The sequence below is a fragment of the Nostoc sp. NMS2 genome (assembly GCF_017115105.1).
In the GTDB taxonomy this organism is placed as follows: domain Bacteria; phylum Cyanobacteriota; class Cyanobacteriia; order Cyanobacteriales; family Nostocaceae; genus Nostoc.
Window position 1 is genome coordinate 14,343 of record NZ_JABXKH010000130.1, and the last position, 18,110, is coordinate 32,452.

Below are 18,110 nucleotides of genomic sequence, written 5' to 3' on the forward strand. Positions count from 1 at the left end.
TACCTTGACTTAAACTTTAATAAATATCTCAGATATTAATTTTAATTGCGTGCATCATAAAAATAAAAAATAGTCATTTTTCAAATATCTCTTTAGCAAGCTCAAATTTGAAGATATGAACCAGCGTTATTAAACAATTACAAACCTGAATAAATGGCAATTTTGGCGTTTTCATTGCCATGAGAGGAAATTATTATTTCCTTAGAGGGACGCATATATTGCGATATTTTGCAATATAGTCGGAAAGATAAAATCGCTAATCAACTGCAACTGACCTGAGTGAACGATAACAGTTATGTCTTACGTCTCCCTGTTTAGAAATATACCAGAACTCTTAAGCCAGCCAATTGGGATAGCGGCTATAGCTTCTCTTGGCATCCACGGTGCGATCGCCATGATTGTACCATTGATGCCTATGGATTCTAGCAAACCCAAAGATACAGCATCATCAAAAAGCGTCGGGCTTTTAGAACTGAGTCAAGCGGATCAAAGCCGTTTGCCACAAAGTAGCCCCAAAATTGGTTTACAACAACTTCCTCCAATAGCGCCACTTTCTGCCCCTAACTTTAGTGCCCAAACGGGATTGCCCCCATTGGCAGCACCGCCATCCGGCAGTCAACTAGTACTGCCTCCGCTACCCCCATCATCGAATAACTATCGAGTCTCCTCATTGCCTACAAGACAGTCTTTGCGGATGATTCCTAGTAATAATTTGCGATTTGATGCTTCTAAATTTGATAATTCTAAATTCAATAGCAGCCCCAAATTCTCTCCATCAGTTCCTCGTGTGAATGTGAGTGATACCAAATACGAGGCATCTAAGCCGTTAGATGTAAATAGGTTGCCAGTATTGCAGTCACAGCAAATACCTAATGATATTCTGCAAAATGCCCAATCTCAGAACCTCTCTAACACTAACCCCATTACACCAGTACAAGGAAATATCACTCCACAAATGACGCAGCCGATTAATAATGCGTCTAACATGACTCAAAACCAGCTTATAAATTCTTTAAAATCTCCAAGGGCTGGGGATAGCTTAACCTTAATTAGGGGAACCGCGTCACAAGCGCCCGATTTATCTCGAAAAGGGACTGAGTTGGCAACTGCACAGCTAGATTCTTACACAAACCTGAGAAAAGAAGTCCAGCAACAATACCCTAATGCTGAACAAAAACCAGTCATCCGCCAAACACTATCCACAGATAAGCCGAATCTTCAAGGCGCTGTTCTGGGTGTATTAGTGGTAGATCCTGATGGTAAGGTTCTAGATATCAAGTTTCAAGACAAGCTAGTTTCCCCGGAATTGCAACTAAAAGCCAGGGAATACTTTAACAAGCAATCCCCCAAGGGAGATAAACGGATCAGTTCCTATCCATTTAACCTACGTTTCCAAAACAACACTAGCAACACCACTGGTACTACTCCCTTATCTAGACCGGGAATCAATAACAATCAGCTTACCCCTTTACCAGCAGCTACTTCTAAACCATTTCCTGAACTGCGAATCAGAAATAACCCGATCTCGCCTTCATCGACAGGTATTCTTAAACCATTAGCTGCACCGGGAGTGAATGGCAATCAACCTGTGCTATCACCGACAGCTACCCCCAAACCATTATCTGAATTGCGAATCAGAAATAACCAGATCGCACCTTCATCGACAGCTAATACTTCGGAACCCTTAGTGCTACCGAGAGTCAATAATATTCAAGCTACACCCTCTACTGAATCAGATAAAAAATTAGTAGAACGGTTACGTGAAGTGAAGGAAAACAGAGACAAGTCTAATCCCGAAAAATAATCACTTGCTGGTGATTTGAGATTAAGGGACTGACAAAAAATAAATTATCCATCTTGTGGGGTGGGCATCCTGCCCGCCCTGAATATGTGATGGGTATTCGCGTAGCGGCTGATACGTATGAGTATTGCTGCCCCCTAAGAGTAATCTATATTCCATACCATTGAAAACTGCTATAACTTTACCAGCCTTGTTCTGCATTCTGAAAAACGTAAGCAGCTACCTCTAGAATCTCTTCAGCACTTAACTTTCCTTTAAAGGCAGGCATGGCATTTTTGCCATTTTGCACTTGGTGGATAATTGCCTCGATCGAGTCGCTATTATAATTTTCTAGGTACTTTGACAATGCTTCCTTTTTCAAGGTTTTCTGGCTAATCAGGATATTGCCGCCACCTATATGGCAAGAAGCGCAGTTAGCCTCGAAAATTTTAGCACCGTTGGATGTTTCGGCAGCTAGTGCTGGACTAATGAATGTCGATTTGAATAGAGCGATCGCTAACATTAAGATTAATAAAAGTATTCTCAAGAGAATTTCCTCGCAACAAGCCTCCAGCAAGAGTATAAACGTGATTAATCCCTGATTAAGTCAGATTTGATCAAAATTGGCGGTAACGAGTCCATCTCTCAATCGCTACAGATTGTTTAGCGTTTTAGGGGGGATAGGAATCGTTACCGCCATTTATCCATTGTGTGCGTCACTCTAGGAGCGTGGCGTGTTGCTATGAGGTAATTTCACAGAGAGAAATCATCTTCTACGAGGACGTTTCTAACCTTGGACAGTGATTGTACCAACCATGCCAGCACCACGGTGAGGTTCGCAGTAGAAGGTGTAGTCACCAGCAGGTGCGTCTGCGGGGAAAGTGGTTGTTTCCTTTTTACCAGCAGCCATCAGTAACTGCTTATGAGACAGAGATTTTGCTAAATCGGCGCTCTTAGTGGGGTTTTTGGCTGCATCAAACACAACGTTGTGGGGAGGAACTTTATTGTTTACCCATTCAATTGTGTCACCTGGTTTAATTGTCAACTTTTTCGGTTCAAATGCTAGTAGTCCTTTATCGCTACCCAATTTAACCTGGAAGGTTTCAGCAGAAGCACTGGGAGTAAAAACTGCGAAACTGCTAACAACTAAAATGATTGTCAATACAGCTAAACTAAAGCGTCGCAAGCTTGCCGAAATCAATTTCATGGCTCTCTCCTAACAAACAATTTTTTTTTCCTTTCTCATTTTAAATAAAATCAACACTAAATATGACAATCTGTCATAGATACAATTTTTTTTTAATATATAGGGAGCAATTTATTGCAAAAAGCTGTGAAATCAGTGGGGAATGGGGAATGGGGAATAGGGAGTGGGGGGATGAGGGAGATGAGGGGACAAGGGGGAATTATTAAATAAATCTCTCCCTTATCTCCCCCATCTTCCTTGTCTTTTTTGTCTCTTCCCAATGCCCAATACTTCGACTTACCTCGACTTCGCCCTTCGGCTACGCTCAGGACAGGCTCGGCACAAGTCGCTCGGTACAAGTGCCCTATTCCCAATGCCCTATTCCCAATGAATTAGTTCCAGGCTTTAGTAATAGATTTTTCCGCCTCCCCACTTAGTGCCAACGATTTTGGGTTGTATGAGAATATGACCAGCGATCGCTTCCAAGTCATCATCAGTCAGATTTCGCATTGCTGTGAAAATATCTGCACTCTTGATGCTGGGGTGGATTTCGGAAATCTCTTCTTCTCCGTCGTAAGTAGTGGGATTTTTCAGGTAATCCACCAAGCCTTCAATGTTATTACGGTTGGGTGTTGCCAGTGCCAGATCGTCTGGAGTCAGTCCTACGTTCTGGTTTGTCTTAGTAACTCCCCCAGCATGACATTGGGCGCAAGCGTAATTAAATAAGCGTTTGCCTTCTTTTACTTGTTTAAGGCTGAGTACGGTAACTTCACCTTGAGTATTTAATGGCACTGTTCGGGTAGCTTTGTCCAATTCCACTGCTGTCGCGCTACCGACAAGCAACTGAAACGAGAGTAAAACAGTGGCCACAACAACGCCAATGAGTCTTCTAAACATGTTTCCCCTTAAAAATTTTGACGCTCAACACAGCTAAGAAAGCGATTCTCAATCTCCAAGCTGCTAATTGCTAATGACTCATTGTTTTTTGTCATTAGCTATCTGATGATTAGCTAAAGCCCAAGATCACCCTTTAGGTGTCCTCGTCATCACCCACCAAGTCGCTAGTACCTTTTGGGTGTGTTTCAAACGATATTTGGGAAATAATTGCCTTTGCATCTTCTAACGCCAAACGGGTCTTTTGGTGTTTGTAGGCGATTCCCAGTTGGTTGCACAGAGAAAACACTTTTTCTACAGATATGCTGTAGTCGGCTGCTATCTCTGCGATCGATAGGTCTGCAAAACCCATAATGCTTGTTAACTGATAGATAGAGATTGAGTCGCTGTAATACCAATATCACGTTAGGAGTGCAATTTGTTGCCCAAAATACTGTTTGGGGAATGGGGAATGGGGAATAGGGGGGATGAGGGAGTGAGGGAGTGAGGGAGATGAGAAAGATGAGGGAGTTGGAAGAATAATTAATAACCCATGCCCAATGCCCAATGCCCCATTCCCAATACCCCATTCCCAATACCCAATACCCAATGCCCAATGCCCAATGCCCCATTCCCAATGCCCTACGGCTATTAACCTTTTCCCCCGGTGAAGGTGACCCTTTGAATAAAGTAACGATTAAAAAAGGCGTAAATACCTAAAGCTGGCAAGGTAAACACCATAGAAGCTGCCATAATGTAGTTCCAATAGCTGATGTATTGACCTTTGAAGGTGTTCAGCCCCAAAGGGAGGGTAAACATTTCTGGGTCAAATAGGATAACTATGGGCAGTAAAAAATTATTCCAACTCCCCATGAACACAAAAACTGCCTGCGCTGCTAGTGCTGGTTTTGCTAAAGGTAAAACAATATATCGGAAAATTCCAAAGGTATTTAAGCCATCAAGTTGAGCGGCTTCTTCTAGTTCTTTAGGAAAATTAACGAAAAATTGCCGCATCATGAAGATGAAAGTGGCATTAACCATGCTAGGTACAATCATGCCTTGGTAAGAATTCAGCCAGCCGATCGCTTTCAAAATCAAAAATGTCGGAATTAGGGTGATTTGTGCTGGTACTGCTAATACTGCCAAGATTAGAAAGAACCAAAAGCGCTTGCCCACAAAACGCAGTCTTGCCAAGGCATAACCAGCCATTGAATTTAACAACAAGTTTAAAAGCGTGACGCTGATGGCAATTACCACACTGTTGAACAACCAGCGCCAAAATAACGGTTCTTGGAGAAAGATTTGCCTGTAGTTGTCAAAAGTAAAATTCTTGGGGAGAAAGTTGGGTTCACCACTGACAATCTCTGATAGGGGCTTAAATGATGCTGAAAGTGCCCAGAGAAAGGGAATTAGGGTAACGATCGCATAAAGTGTCAGCAAGACGTATAACAAGACTTTTAAGCCAGAGATTTTAGTCAAATCCGTTCGCCTCCAAAAAGTCGCCGTTGAATCAAAGTGATGGCAATGATGACGGCTGCTAACAAAAATGCGATCGCAGCTGCATATCCCATTTGTAAATTCCGAAACACAGCTTGGTAAATTAGCAGCACCACCGTTAAAGTAGCGTTATTTGGGCCGCCAGTACCCCCAGAAAAGATGTAAGACTGGTCAAAAAGTTGAAAAGTCCCAATCACCCCCACTGCTATCACAAAGAAGGTTACAGGCTTAAGCAAGGGAAGGGTAATGTGGATAAATTGCTTCCACCCATTTGCGCCATCGAGTTCCGCCGCCTCATAAAGTGTTTGGGGGATGTCTTGCAACGCCGCCAGATAAATCACCATGAAAAACGGCGCAGTTGACCAAATGTTCATGATCATAATGCCTTTGAGCGCAACTGCTGGATCGCCCAACCAGTTATAAGTAGGTAGCCCCATAAAAGCGAGAAAATCGTTTAGTAGCCCATCAGTGTTATAAATCCACATAAAGATCAGCGTTAGCACTGCTGAAGAGGTTACTGTAGGCAAAAAGTAGAGGATGCGCCACCAGTTTTTACCACGAATCCCAGAATTGAGAGTTACCGCCAGAATTAAAGCTAAGATTGTTTGAGTTGGCACAACAATTGCTACATATTGTGCTGTATTTCTCAAAGCAATCCAAACCCTTTCATCTTCAGCTAATCGCGTGAAGTTTTGAAAACCGATGAACTCGTACTCAATACCGCCGAGAAGTTGAACTTTTTGCAAGGAAAGAAAAACGGCGTAGAGAATGGGTAAAACGACAAAAGTCCCTAAAACTAGAATGGTAGGCATCATGAACATATACCCAGCCAAGTCTTCAGTGATATTCCACCTGGGGTTACTTTGCCGTCTGTTGATTTCAAACACTACAGAACCTCCGTTTAATCGGGCACTAACCCGACTAGATTATTTATCGTACTGCTGTGAGAAATCCGGGGTAATACCGTTTCTTTGTGAAGCTGCGCCAAACTCTCTCAAACTCTTACCTTGGCGCTCTTGGCGTTCTTGGCGGTTCGTTAAAAAAATTAAATGCATCTTCATACAGAATTGGTATAAGAGAATGAGTGTGAATAATCCTAAGTTAGAAACTCTGAAATTAGAATCAGGATTGGATTAGCAATAGCCTCATAAAAATGGCGCTCGCTCCTTTTGGCAGTGTTGGAAAAATAAGTTTAGAAAGATGCTATATTTTAATCCTCGCAAACTGCTACTAAGAAGTATAGGAGTAATAGCGATCGCCTATATTTAAACTTGTCTTTTTTTTGTAGTGTTATTTTATCTTTCGCTCCACTTGGCAAGTTTTAAGACTATCAAGTGTTTATTAAAAAGGTTAAGTCTCAAGAGTAAGAAATAGATCAATCAGCATGACCTTCGACACGATTCAAAAATTCGTCCAAGACTTGTAAGAATCTTTCTGTCTCTTCGAGATGAGGCATGTGTGAACTATTTTCAAACATTACCCACTCAGAGCCAGAAATACCCCGGTGAACTGTTTCAACACAAGTGGGTGTAACTTCATCGTAGCGACCTGAAAGTAGCAGTGTCGGCACAACAATTTCACCGAGGCGGTCTTGAATATTCCAGTCGATGATTTTGCCAGCACCCCGAAAGTCTGTACCAACTTTACTGTAGGCTCTGGTTAAACTGCTGGGCCAAGGGTCTATTCGGCAAAGAAAAGAATGATTGAATACCTCCATTGCCTGTTTGTATTCATGGCCTTGAGTAGTACCATCGGCTTCGTGCTTGCGAATTACCTCTTGTACTTCGATTGGCAAATCATTCATTAGGCTATAAGCTTCAGTAACAAATTGTTGAATGCTAGAAGGCGTGCTAGCTAGAACAAGACTGACTAATCCAGTCGGTTGAGAAAGGGCGTGTTCTAGTGCCAAACAACCACCCCATGATTGCCCAAAAAGATGAATTTGGTCTAAATTTAAGGCACTGCGGATGGCGAAAAGTTCTTCTTTGAACAAATCTATGGAATATAAGTTTGGATCTGTGGGGCGATCGCTATTTCCACACCCTAATTGATCGTAAAATATAACTTGCCTTCCCGTTGCGGCGATCGCTTCTAATGGTTCTAAGTAGTCGTGGGGTACTCCTGGCCCACCGTGAAGACACAGTAGTGGTAGCTTGCCAGAATCTTCTCGATCTGGTTTAACGATACAATACCATACCTGATAACCACGGAATGAAATAAAGTCTTCAATGGCAGAAGTTACAGTCATAAAGTTAGTTTTTTAATGCTGAGATAAATATACTCAATTACGCGATCGCTTTTGATTGTGTATAGTTTTGTTGAGCGGTCGGCAGACTTTCAAATATTTCTATCCTGCCATTGTTTAGGGTCGCGTTTGACGTGAAAGCAGGCGATAATAGTAATTACATCTTGTGACAAAATATACATCACTCCATAAGGAAATCGACGTATTAAAACTCGTCGGACTTGTCGATAAACTTGAGGATAAGCTAAAGGGTTACGTCCGATTAATGCTAAACTGCTATCGACAGCACGTACAAATTCTGAACCTAATCCAGAACTACGTTGCTCGTACCATTCAAAACCATCTTGGATATCAAGCTCTGCTTCTCGGCTAATAATTAACTGATAAATCATTGAGAAAAACCCAGTCTTTGCTTAACCTCTTCCCAGGTTGAACCCTGGTTTGGGTTTTGACGATGTGTTTCTAAACGCCTATCCAATTCTTGTTTTTGCTCTTCGCTCAGAGTTACTGCATTCGTGTCAGTGAGAATGCTATCCCATAAATCCTCTGCAAGTTGTATTCGTTCGGATACAGTTAATTGGGAAATATCAACGTTTAATAGGGGATTCATAGTTATTCGCTATTGTTGACTAACATCTACAATTTTAAGTCATTGCTCAATCAGATCCCCAGAACCCCGACTTTTTTGAAAAGTCGGGGTTCTTGTCCCTCATAGCAGATGTAGTTTATGGGAGATAGCGGTAAATATCCTAACGGTGAAGCACCCGCACAAAGGTAACGGATATTCTTCAGCTTTCATATATGGCTCAAAATAATTGTTTAATATCTACTATAAAGAGCGATGTCTACGACGGGCTATTCGGCGTCGCTTCCCACTCTCCATTTAAACTGAGTTTTGTAATCGGCGATCGCATCTCATCTGTGTCTACTTTTGCTTTGGCGAATGGAATTCGCGGCTACACAGGCAAAACCCGCCTGCGCGGGTTGAAAACCTTGATTTTGTATTAGTCCGCGTAGGCGGACTTTGTTTGTATAGCCGCGATTTCTAATCGCCAGGGCTAGGTGCAAGATATGAGTCTCTCGTTAGGAAGCGTCAGAACGAGAAAATCAGGGTTTACCGATGAATTCGTTGCAAAAACCGTAACCACAACTGCAACCTTAAACCGCAACCGTAAAATCAACATAAAGTTTCAGCAATATTACTGGCGACAATTAAATAATTTACTGATAATCGGAATTGATGCCGACGGGATAGGGCTGCAAATAATCACTGATTGAGGCTGTGAGGCTAAAGAATGAAGAGAAGTGCAAAGTCTCAACGAGTTTGTTGGCGGTTTCTACCAAAATTGACCCGCTACAGTTTAACTTTATTGCTGAGTGCGGTAATGCTTGCTGATGCTGTGGGGGCGACACCGAGAAACCAAGAGTTGCCCACACTGCCTCCACTGCCCACACTGCCCACAGTGCCTCCACTGCCCACACTGCCCACACTGCCTCCACTGCTCCCACAGCAGCCAGAAACCACTCAACAAAATGCCACTCGCGCTGCTGCGGAACGGCTTTATCAAGAGGGGATGCAGCTTTATGAACAAGGTACAGCAGAATCACTGCAACAGGCGATTATAAAATACCAAGAAGCGCTGAAGCTTTGGCAACAAGTTGATGATAAACCTGGGCAAGCACTCACCTTCTACTTTATTGGCTTTGTCTACTCCTTATTAGGAGAAAACCAAGAAGCGCTCAAATACTACAACCAAGCTTTACCCATATACCGTACAGTGGAAAATAGGCGAGGGGAAGCCGACACGCTAACCAGTATTGGCACTGTCTACTTCTCACTAGGAGAAAACCAAGAAGCGCTCAAATACTACAACCAAGCTTTACCCATATACCGTACAGTGGGAGATAGAGGAGGCGAAGCCACTATCCTGAACAGTTTTGGCGCTGTCTACTTCTCACTAGGAGAAACGCAAGAAGCGCTCAAATACTTTAACCAAGCTTTATCCATACGCCGTGAAGTGGGAGATAGGCAAGGAGAAGCCACTACCCTCAACAATATTGGCTTTGTCTACAACAATTTAGGAGAAACGCAAGAAGCGCTCAAATACTTCAAGCAAGCTTTACCCATACGCCGTGAAGTGGGAGATAGGCGAGGGGAAGCCAATACCCTTAACAATATTGGCACTGTCTACAACAATTTAGGAGAAAACCAAGAAGCGCTCAAATACTACAACCAAGCTTTACCCATACGCCGTGAAGTGGGAGATAGAGGAGGCGAAGCCACTACCCTGAGCAGTATTGGTACTGTCTACTTTTCATTAGGAGAAAATCAACAAGCGCTCAAATACTTCAACCAAGCTTTACCCATACTCCGTGCAGTGGGAGATAGAGGAGACGAAGCCAGCACCCTCAACAATATTGGCTTTGTCTACTCCTCATTAGGAGAAAAGCAAGAAGCGCTCAAATACTACAACCAAGCTTTACCCATAAGCCGTGCAGTAGGGGATAGGGGAGGGGAAGCCAACACCCTCTTTACCACGGCTTTGCTAGAGCGCGATCGCACTAACTTACAACAAGCCCAAACACATATTCAAGCAGCTATTGAAATCATTGAAGATTTACGCACCAAAATAGCTGACAAAGAACTACGCGCTTCTTACTTTGCCTCAGTCCAAGACTATTACAAGTTCTACATCGACCTGCTGATGGAACTGCACAAAAAAGACCCATCAAAAGGATACGATGCTTTGGCACTGGAAGTTAGCGATCGCTCCCGCGCCCGTGTTCTAATTGAACTACTAACCGAAGCTAGAATCGACATCAAAAAAGGCATTGACCCAACACTTTTAGCAGAAGAACGCCGTTTGCAATTACAAATCAATGCTCAAGAAAAATTATTATCAGAACTAGCAAGTAAAAAAGAAACCCCAGAACAAGTTTTAACCAACACCAAACAACAAATCGAAGACATACTCCAACAACAGCGAGAACTTCAGATACAAATCCGCGCCAAAAACCCGGAATATGCCGATTTGATATATCCCCAACCTCTGACTCTCAAACAAATTCAGCAACAACTAGATAAAGACACACTGCTATTGCAATATTCTTTAGGTGAAGAACGTAGCTATCTTTGGGCTGTCACACCCGACTCACTCTCTAGCTATGAACTCCCAGGACGTGAAAAGATAGACAAAGCAGCCAAAAATTTATACAACAATTACTTAAGAAATCCGGGGATGCAGGGAGTTTCCCCAGAAGAAACGGCTAAAGCTGCTAATGAACTGAGTCAACTTATCCTCGCACCTGTTGCTGATAAGTTGGGGCAAAAACGCCTAGTAATTGTTGGTGATGATGCTTTACAATACATTCCCTTTGCGGCATTAACTGACCTAACCCCCCAGCCCCCTTCCCTATCAGGGAAGGGGGAGCAAGATAAACTCCCCTCTCCTCACAGGAGAGGGGTTGGGGGAGAGGTCAATTATCAACCATTGGTAGTCAATCATGAAATTATCAGTTTACCTTCCGCCTCTACGATTGCCATTCTCAGGAAACAAATCAAAGGGCAGATAAAAGCAGCGAAAACTCTCGCCATTCTTGCAGACCCAGTGTTTAGCGCTAATGATGAGCGATTTACTGGCAAATCCTCCAATGTTGCTAATAATAACATTGACCAGCAACTAGAAAACTCTGCCCTGAAGCGGTCTATGAGAAACATCAACCGCAGCGAAATTCAAAGACTCGAAGGCACAGAAAAAGAGGCGCGGGAGATTCTCAAACTTGTCTCACCCTCAGAGAACCTCCAAGCCTTTGGTTTTGACGCTAACTACAACTGGGCTACCAGTGACCAACTGAGTCAATACAAGATGCTGCATTTTGCTACCCACGGCTTCCTAGACAGCACTGACCCAGAGTTATCAGGAATTGTCCTTTCTCTGATAGATAAACAAGGTAAACCCCAAAGAGGCTTTCTGCGACTCAATGAAATCTTTAACCTCAACTTCCCAGCCGAGTTGGTGGTGCTGAGTGCTTGCGAAACCGGACTGGGTAAAGAAGTTAAAGGAGAAGGGCTAGTGGGGTTGACAAGAGGATTAATGTATGCGGGTGCAGCGCGGGTGGTGGTGTCTTTATGGAATGTTGATGATGAAGCGACATCGTTGTTGATGAGCCAATTTTACAGCCAAATGTTGCAGCAAGGGAAAACTCCGGCTGCTGCCCTCAGAGCCGCACAACTAAAAATGTGGTCACAAGAGCAATGGCGTAACCCCTATTCTTGGTCAGCTTTTACCCTGCTGGGTGAGTGGCGGTGAAATAATTCGTAATTCGTAATTCGTAATTAAGGGACTGACAAATAAAAAAATATCTTAAAACTGATGCAAAAATCTTCTCTATTTCTCCTCTCTGTGTTCTCTGCGTCTCTGTGGTTCGTTCATTTGGATAATTTATTTCTTTGAAGTCTCTAAGTGAACATTGTAGGTTGGGTTGAACTTTAGTGTTACCCAACAAATCCCCAAAAATAAATGTTGGGTTTCGTTCCTCAACCCAACCTACTGTCAGACAAAATTTATTAGGAGTGATTTTTCATGAAAAGCATATTTACATCCAGACAATTTATTTTTCTAGCAACAATTGGGGTAGGAGTTTTGGGGATTTGGGCTTCAGTCTCAGCCGAACCACAAACCCCACCCAAGTTTACCAAAGTTGAAAATCCCGGCGAATTTAAACTAGAAGGAAAAGGGGAGCCTTCGGTGCTAAATCAGAAAGAAAAACTCCCCGGAGAAGAACGAGCAATTATTGGTTCAGATGACCGTATTCCTATGACTAGCAGAGACTACCCTTGGTCAGCCATTGGTAAAATCGAGGGGATAGGTGCTGATGGTGGCGGTTACAGTTGCACGGGAACCTTGATTGCTGAAGACGTTGTTTTGACAAATGCTCACTGTGTAGTTAACCCGGAAACCCGAAAAGTTAGTCAAGCGATCGCATTTGAGCCAAACTTAGTTAATGGTGTCGTCAAAAGTAAAAATGATATAGCCTACGCAACTAATGTTCATTACGGCACAGACTTTAAAAATAGCACTTTAGCTGACTACGCAAACGATTGGGCGATTTTGAAACTCAACAAGCCTATCGGTCAAAAATATGGTTATTTGGGCTGGAAATCTCTACCATCTTCTACTCTTGTTGGAGATACGAAAAAGTTCTCTTTGGTAGGTTATTCTGGTGATTTTCCCAACCCCAAAAAGAAAGGTTATGAAACTCTAACTGCTGGTGAAAGTATGACTGCTGGCGTTCACCTGGGATGCAGTATTTTACGTCATCAAAGTGGATTATTGTACCACAACTGCGATACTAATCACGGTGCTTCTGGAGGTGCAATTATCAGTAATATCAACGGCAAATATTATATTTTAGCCCTCCACTCCGGCTCAAATGAGGTGAATGGATTGGTGTTGAACCGGGCGGTGGAAATGTCTCGCTTGGATGAGTGGTTGCAAGGGAATTAAGGAACTATCAAGCCTAATATAGCAGTTCTAAATCATTCGTGAACAACGAGATCCCCGACTTCTTTGAGAAGTCGGGGATCTGAGGCTCTCGATTTTCACAACTCATTTAGGGTGGTTATAAATATATACTGAGTATTCTTGCTTCTTCCAAAATGATGATGATGGGGGCTTGTGCTGGATTGATTTTCGGTCAATCCATCGCCTTAATTTGCTGATTAGCTTCATTCTCTGCCTTCAGCATCGCCTGCTTTAATGGTTGTTGTCCCAACAAGGCGCTGACAAACTGATTATCAAAGTTATTGACGATCGCACCTGGATACTTACCCACCTGCCAAGATGTAGCATAATCCACTCCCGCCACTAATGGCGATCGCAACGGGTCTTGGTCATAACCCAAATTCTTGGCCACTGATTTCCGTGTTGGCAAAGCAAACCCTGTTCCTGTCCACTTCTGCATCCCTTCTTTACCCGTGAGATAAGAAATCAATTCCCAAGCTTCGGCTTTATGTTGTGCTTGCTTATTCATTACGTAGGCAACTGTAAAAACCATCGTGCCTTTTTTGTCATTAATAGTGGGCACTGGTGCAGTAGCAAACTCTACTTGGGGAAAGGTTTCGGTTAAGTAAGGAATTGCCCAATTACCCTCAATTACCATTGCTACTTTACCCTGACCAAACATTTCACTACCTGAGTTTGTCCCCACATCAGATTTTTGGGCAGAGGAGCGGTCTTTTTGATACTGGTTTACTACCAACTGTAAACCCTGTAAACTTGCCTGACTCGCAAAGGTAGCAGAACCATTTTGATCAACAAGTTGTCCATCAAAGGCTTTGATTTTGTAAGCCTGACGCGCCAATTCGGGAATTTCCCCAAAGCCGTATTTGTTAAGTTTGCCTGTCAATTGTTTCGAGTAGTTACGTAATTCATCCCAAGTAACTGGTGGATTACTCAAGCCTGCGGCGGCGAAGGCTTTTTTGTTATAAAACAGAGCCAGGGTGGAATAGTCTTTGGGAAGACCGTAAATCTGATTCTGATATTTGAAACTATCGAGTAGGGTATCTTCAAAATCCGTTAGGTCAAATTCAGGGGTAATGTAACTTTCTAACGGTTCTAGGACATTCTGACTCATCAAGAAAGGAGCTTCTAGCGCATCCAGATAAAAGACATCGGGTGCGGCTTCTCCAACCAAACGAGTTTTAATCACATCCATGTATTGGTCGGAAATTACCTCATATTTGACCTTAATAGTTGGATGTTGTGCCTCAAAGTCTTGCAGTACTACTCTCAAGAGTTTTTGCTCAACAGGAGAACCTCCCCAGCCACTGAGTTTAACGGTGACTGCGGTAGACGCAGAGGGTTTGCTTGGTAATTGTAGACTTTGACAAGCAATAATGGCGATCGCGATCGCCATTACCAGTCCCAAAAACTTAAAAAATCTTTTTTTGCTCACTTATACCTTCTGTTACTCAGGAGTGATATTTACTTATCTAAAATTTTTGTTGAAAATTGCAAGCTAGAATAACAAAAACTTATTAAAAATGCTATTGAAGAAGAAGTCAGAATTCAGGAATCAGAATCAAGACGCTCTCTACGAGACGCTGCGCGTAGCTGGCTTTTGAGTAAGGGTACGCGGACTCGCTTTCGCTTGCCGCCGGCGCTATCAGTCGGGGATTCAGACCGGCGCAGGTCTTGTTGACCACCAAATTTTCAATTTGGTGGGGGTGCAAAAACGCCGATTATTCAGACGCTCGATTACTCGCTTGCCGCCGGCGCTATCCGCCAGTCATACAGAATACCCAACTGAATTCTGTTAGCGATAGCGGGGCGTTTAGCCCGTCCTGACTCCTGAATTCTGTTCAATCAAAGCATACTGAGTTCTTCGACAACCGGATTGATGTCAGGATGCTTTACTCATAAACATACATTATGGATTCTGTTCAGGTTGAAACAACTGCGCCACTGACTCTGGAAATTCCCCAGATTGCCTCACCACCAATAGCACTTTCTCCAAATTCTCGAATTCCCAAGGATGCGATTCGCACAAGTTTAAAAGCCTCCACTGCGGATTCTGTTTTAGCGGCGGTTTACTCTCTTGGAACTGGCGGAATTTTACTCAGCAATTTCTTGGTGGAATTGGGTGCTAGTCCAGTAGTATTTGGGATGCTGTCTTCTATCCCCATGTTGGTCAATCTGATTCAGCCGTTGGGTGCTTACTTGTCTGAACGCAGCACCAGCCGCTTTCAATATTCTCTTTGGACACACGGAATTGGTCGGCTACTATGGCTGGTTCTAGTAATCGGTATTGTAGGCGTAAGCTTGGGAGCGATCAATACTCACCAATTAGTGATATTAACACTCTTGATTGTCCTATTCAGCAATCTTTTGGGAGGACTAGGAACAGCATCATGGCTAAGTTGGGTGGCAATGATAGTTCCCCGGCGATTGCGAGGCAGGTATTTTGGGATACGTAATAGTGCTGCTAACCTCACCAATTTGATTTGCGTACCAATGGCTGGTCTAGCTGTATCACATTGGTATGGTGGAACTCTACAAGGCTATGGGGTGGTTTTGCTGATAAGCATTGTGCTTGGAATTGCGGGATTGGGGTGTCAGTATTTCCAAGTAGATATGAATCCATGCTCCCAAAACACTTATTATGGCAAGTTAACTCAAACAAGTGAGATTCAGCCAGAGATTCCAAAAGATGAATCTTCTGAAGTACCTCAATCAACAAAAGATGTAGGGGGGGATTCAACTCCTCCTGCCTCCTGCCTCCTGCCTTCAAGTTCAATTCATCTACCACAAAACCAGTTAACTAACAGTATTTGGAAAAACTCTAACTTTTTAAGATTTCTGCTGTATTTCAGCTTCTGGAATCTTGCTGTTAACCTCAGCGCTCCTTTTTTTAACCTCTATATGCTGGATACGCTGGATTTGGATGTCAGTTACGTGACTATCTACAACAGCCTTCAGGCGGGGGCGACTTTGCTAATGCTTATTCTGTGGGGAAAATTAGCAGACAAGATAGGCAATCGTCCCATCCTCATCTGTATTGGGATTTTGGTTGCAGCTACACCACTACTATGGGTGGGGATTGGTGCTAATCGCCTTGATATTTGGTTGTGGCTACCTCTGTTACATATCTTGGCTGGAGGTACTTGGGCGGCGATTGATTTGTGCAGCAACAATATACAATTAGCGATCGCACCAATTAAAAATCAGTCTATCTATTTTGCGATAGCAGCTGCCGTTGCTGGAGCAAGTGGTGCTTTAGGCACAACTATAGGCAGCTTCATCGTCCAATTTGCTCAGTTTGGAGGCTTGCTAGGGTTGTTTGCCCTCTCTAGTCTATTTCGACTAGCAGCACTTGTTCCCCTCGTTTTTGTCAAAGAGCCGGAGAGGGGATGAGGGAGTGGGGAGACAAGGAGGACAAGGGGGACAAGGGGGAATTATTGAATAAGTCTCTTCCTTGTCTCCCCCCTCTTCCTTGTCTCCCTTGTCTCTTCTTCATGCCCTGTTTGGCCCATCCCCCAAGCTTTATTCTGCGGCGGTAGAAGTTAAAGACATTGTTTCCCATAACACCATGTGAGGTGGTGTTAGTACAGGCTGGTGTAGAGCAATCAGCTGGGTTAGGGTGTTCTTTAATTGAGTACGGGGTACGATATCGTCAACAAAACCATGTTGGAGCAAATCTTCAGCAGTCTGAAAATTTTCGGGCAGTTTTTCTCGTAGGGTTTGCTCAATCACTCGCCGACCGGCAAAACCAATGGTTGCTTTGGGTTCTGCCAAAATAATATCGCCTAACATCGCAAAACTTGCGGTAACGCCGCCTGTTGTGGGATTGGTCAAAACGGGAATATATAATAGTCGCGCGTCTTTATGACGCTGTAGGGCTGCGGAGATTTTCGCCATCTGCATCAAGGAGAGCATTCCTTCTTGCATTCTCGCGCCGCCGGAGGTGCAGATAATAACTACAGGATACCGCCGTTGAGTGGCTTGCTCAATCATCCGGGTGAGTTTTTCTCCCACAACCGAACCCATACTACCACCCATAAAACGGAAGTCCATAACCCCAAGAGCAATGGGCAAAGCATTAATTTGACCTAAGCCAGTGTGAACCGCATCTATTAAGCCAATTTTATCTTGTGTTTCCCGCAAGCGATCGCTGTAGAGTTTGCGATCGCGAAATTCTAGCGGGTCAGTTGGACGCAAATGCTCGTCTAGAGGTTTCCAGGTATTGTTATCTATCAATTGACGAATGCGCTCATCGCTATCTACACGATTATGATGACCACATTCGATACAAACCATTTGATTGGCTTTCAGGTCTTTTGTGTATGCCAATACACTACACTTAGAACATTTGTGCCATAAACCATCGGCAATTTCACGTTCTTGTCGTTCCAGGCTGGTAGGTCCTGATTTCCGTCGATTTGCAAACCAATCAAATAGAGACTTTAAACCACGCGATTCTTCGTTGTTAGCCATTTTTTATTTTATTTTAAGTGGGTATGAGGTCGAAAACATGTCAAACCGTATTGGGTTGTTCTTAGTCATGAGTCATTTTTCTTTACTAATGACTAATTACTACATCGTCAAACTACGCTTTTAAGCAATTCAGACCTTAATTTTCATCTTTGGTTGCCAGCTTAACGAAAATACTTATACCAATACAAGTCTCCTGCTCTATTTTTCAGCAGACTTAATTATATTGACGTACTGACAAAGCCATGAGAATACAAACCTCCAAATAAGATGCTTTCCCTCTCCCACCCAAATCAATGATTCGTATTGCTAGGTTATGAACGATCAGCATCGGTTGCATTAGTTGTGCTTGCTAACGGTTAATCGTCATCAAGAGGGTAATACAAGTCACAAGCAGAATATTATCAAAATATGAAGGGGCGATGGGGTAATGTTGGTTACAGTCACGAATTATAAATATTTTTTATGAATGGGAATTGGGAATTGGGCACTTGTACTGAGCGACTTGTGCCGAGCCTGTCCTGAGCGTAGCCGAAG

18 protein-coding genes are annotated in these 18,110 nt (G+C 43.2%); 6 read left to right on the forward strand and 12 right to left on the reverse strand.

Going from position 1 to position 18,110, the window contains the following annotated elements:
- Positions 1–295 precede the first annotated feature (295 nt).
- Positions 296–1,804 carry a hypothetical protein gene (locus HWQ36_RS22725; RefSeq protein ID WP_292706670.1) on the forward strand — a complete coding sequence of 503 codons (1,509 nt, stop codon included), beginning with the start codon at positions 296–298 and terminating at the stop codon, positions 1,802–1,804.
- 178 nt (positions 1,805–1,982) lie between these two features.
- Here HWQ36_RS22725 and petJ read toward each other — a convergent pair whose 3' ends face one another.
- The 10 genes from petJ to HWQ36_RS22775 form a co-directional block, all read right to left on the reverse strand.
- Positions 1,983–2,327, reverse strand: a complete 345-nt coding sequence (petJ, locus tag HWQ36_RS22730) for a cytochrome c6 PetJ (protein ID WP_292706672.1) — start codon at positions 2,325–2,327, stop codon at positions 1,983–1,985.
- A 240-nt stretch (positions 2,328–2,567) separates the two neighbouring features.
- A complete protein-coding gene (gene petE / locus HWQ36_RS22735) occupies positions 2,568–2,987 on the reverse strand; it encodes a plastocyanin (RefSeq protein WP_292706673.1) in 420 nt (139 codons plus the stop codon).
- Positions 2,988–3,371: 384 nt separating this feature from the next.
- Positions 3,372–3,863: a photosystem II cytochrome c-550 gene (psbV, locus tag HWQ36_RS22740; protein ID WP_292706675.1), complete on the reverse strand. Its 492-nt coding sequence runs from the start codon at positions 3,861–3,863 to the stop codon at positions 3,372–3,374.
- A 133-nt stretch (positions 3,864–3,996) separates the two neighbouring features.
- On the reverse strand, positions 3,997–4,212 hold the full coding sequence (locus HWQ36_RS22745) for a hypothetical protein (protein ID WP_292706677.1): 216 nt from the start codon (positions 4,210–4,212) through the stop codon (positions 3,997–3,999).
- A 278-nt stretch (positions 4,213–4,490) separates the two neighbouring features.
- A complete protein-coding gene (locus tag HWQ36_RS22750; protein ID WP_292706679.1) occupies positions 4,491–5,318 on the reverse strand; it encodes a carbohydrate ABC transporter permease in 828 nt (275 codons plus the stop codon).
- A complete protein-coding gene (locus HWQ36_RS22755; protein WP_292706681.1) occupies positions 5,315–6,223 on the reverse strand; it encodes a sugar ABC transporter permease in 909 nt (302 codons plus the stop codon). The genes HWQ36_RS22750 and HWQ36_RS22755 overlap by 4 nt, the downstream gene beginning before the upstream one ends.
- Before the next feature lie 39 nt (positions 6,224–6,262).
- On the reverse strand, positions 6,263–6,391 hold the full coding sequence (locus HWQ36_RS22760; RefSeq protein WP_292706683.1) for a hypothetical protein: 129 nt from the start codon (positions 6,389–6,391) through the stop codon (positions 6,263–6,265).
- Between the two features lie 320 nt (positions 6,392–6,711).
- Positions 6,712–7,584, reverse strand: coding sequence for a proline iminopeptidase-family hydrolase (locus tag HWQ36_RS22765; protein WP_292706684.1), 873 nt, complete (start codon positions 7,582–7,584; stop codon positions 6,712–6,714).
- Positions 7,585–7,673: 89 nt separating this feature from the next.
- Positions 7,674–7,973: a type II toxin-antitoxin system RelE/ParE family toxin gene (locus tag HWQ36_RS22770; RefSeq protein ID WP_292706686.1), complete on the reverse strand. Its 300-nt coding sequence runs from the start codon at positions 7,971–7,973 to the stop codon at positions 7,674–7,676.
- Positions 7,970–8,191 (reverse strand): addiction module protein, encoded by a 222-nt coding sequence (locus HWQ36_RS22775; RefSeq protein WP_292706687.1) that lies wholly within the window; start codon positions 8,189–8,191, stop codon positions 7,970–7,972. Before HWQ36_RS22775 ends, HWQ36_RS22770 begins: the two co-directional genes overlap by 4 nt.
- Before the next feature lie 191 nt (positions 8,192–8,382).
- Between HWQ36_RS22775 and HWQ36_RS22780 the strand changes: the two genes are divergently transcribed.
- The 4 genes from HWQ36_RS22780 to HWQ36_RS22795 all read left to right on the forward strand — a co-directional run bounded on the left by HWQ36_RS22780 (position 8,383) and on the right by HWQ36_RS22795 (position 13,088).
- The gene (locus HWQ36_RS22780) at positions 8,383–8,589 is read left to right on the forward strand and encodes a hypothetical protein (protein WP_292706688.1); all 207 of its coding nucleotides are present in this window, start codon (positions 8,383–8,385) and stop codon (positions 8,587–8,589) included.
- 63 nt (positions 8,590–8,652) lie between these two features.
- Entirely contained in the window at positions 8,653–8,859 is a 207-nt protein-coding gene (locus tag HWQ36_RS22785; protein WP_292706689.1) for a hypothetical protein, read from the forward strand.
- Positions 8,860–8,876: 17 nt separating this feature from the next.
- On the forward strand, positions 8,877–11,891 hold the full coding sequence (locus HWQ36_RS22790) for a CHAT domain-containing tetratricopeptide repeat protein (protein WP_292706691.1): 3,015 nt from the start codon (positions 8,877–8,879) through the stop codon (positions 11,889–11,891).
- 273 nt (positions 11,892–12,164) lie between these two features.
- Positions 12,165–13,088, forward strand: coding sequence for a trypsin-like serine protease (locus HWQ36_RS22795; RefSeq protein ID WP_292706693.1), 924 nt, complete (start codon positions 12,165–12,167; stop codon positions 13,086–13,088).
- A 190-nt stretch (positions 13,089–13,278) separates the two neighbouring features.
- Here the strand turns inward: HWQ36_RS22795 and HWQ36_RS22800 are convergent, their stop codons facing one another.
- Positions 13,279–14,499 carry an ABC transporter substrate-binding protein gene (locus HWQ36_RS22800; RefSeq protein WP_292706700.1) on the reverse strand — a complete coding sequence of 407 codons (1,221 nt, stop codon included), beginning with the start codon at positions 14,497–14,499 and terminating at the stop codon, positions 13,279–13,281.
- 515 nt (positions 14,500–15,014) lie between these two features.
- Here HWQ36_RS22800 and HWQ36_RS22805 point away from each other — a divergent pair.
- Positions 15,015–16,496, forward strand: coding sequence for an MFS transporter (locus HWQ36_RS22805; RefSeq protein WP_292706694.1), 1,482 nt, complete (start codon positions 15,015–15,017; stop codon positions 16,494–16,496).
- A gap of 129 nt (positions 16,497–16,625) precedes the next feature.
- On the opposite strand, the gene accD is transcribed toward HWQ36_RS22805, so the two are convergent.
- Complete coding sequence (gene accD / locus HWQ36_RS22810; protein WP_292706696.1) at positions 16,626–17,576, reverse strand: acetyl-CoA carboxylase, carboxyltransferase subunit beta; 951 nt, start codon at positions 17,574–17,576, stop codon at positions 16,626–16,628.
- Positions 17,577–18,110: the final 534 nt, after the last annotated feature.

Bases quoted from the DNA above. Each gene is read 5' to 3' on its own strand.
- HWQ36_RS22790 (WP_292706691.1), top strand. From the start codon at position 8,877: ATGAAGAGAAGTGCAAAGTCTCAACGAGTTTGTTGGCGGTTTCTACCA.
- HWQ36_RS22785 (WP_292706689.1), top strand. From the start codon at position 8,653: ATGAGTCTCTCGTTAGGAAGCGTCAGAACGAGAAAATCAGGGTTTACC.
- accD (WP_292706696.1), bottom strand. From the start codon at position 17,576: ATGGCTAACAACGAAGAATCGCGTGGTTTAAAGTCTCTATTTGATTGG.
- HWQ36_RS22725 (WP_292706670.1), top strand. From the start codon at position 296: ATGTCTTACGTCTCCCTGTTTAGAAATATACCAGAACTCTTAAGCCAG.
- HWQ36_RS22745 (WP_292706677.1), bottom strand. From the start codon at position 4,212: ATGGGTTTTGCAGACCTATCGATCGCAGAGATAGCAGCCGACTACAGC.
- HWQ36_RS22775 (WP_292706687.1), bottom strand. From the start codon at position 8,191: ATGAATCCCCTATTAAACGTTGATATTTCCCAATTAACTGTATCCGAA.
- HWQ36_RS22805 (WP_292706694.1), top strand. From the start codon at position 15,015: ATGGATTCTGTTCAGGTTGAAACAACTGCGCCACTGACTCTGGAAATT.
- HWQ36_RS22765 (WP_292706684.1), bottom strand. From the start codon at position 7,584: ATGACTGTAACTTCTGCCATTGAAGACTTTATTTCATTCCGTGGTTAT.
- HWQ36_RS22770 (WP_292706686.1), bottom strand. From the start codon at position 7,973: ATGATTTATCAGTTAATTATTAGCCGAGAAGCAGAGCTTGATATCCAA.
- HWQ36_RS22795 (WP_292706693.1), top strand. From the start codon at position 12,165: ATGAAAAGCATATTTACATCCAGACAATTTATTTTTCTAGCAACAATT.
- petE (WP_292706673.1), bottom strand. From the start codon at position 2,987: ATGAAATTGATTTCGGCAAGCTTGCGACGCTTTAGTTTAGCTGTATTG.
- psbV (WP_292706675.1), bottom strand. From the start codon at position 3,863: ATGTTTAGAAGACTCATTGGCGTTGTTGTGGCCACTGTTTTACTCTCG.
- HWQ36_RS22780 (WP_292706688.1), top strand. From the start codon at position 8,383: ATGGCTCAAAATAATTGTTTAATATCTACTATAAAGAGCGATGTCTAC.
- HWQ36_RS22800 (WP_292706700.1), bottom strand. From the start codon at position 14,499: ATGGCGATCGCGATCGCCATTATTGCTTGTCAAAGTCTACAATTACCA.
- HWQ36_RS22760 (WP_292706683.1), bottom strand. From the start codon at position 6,391: ATGCATTTAATTTTTTTAACGAACCGCCAAGAACGCCAAGAGCGCCAA.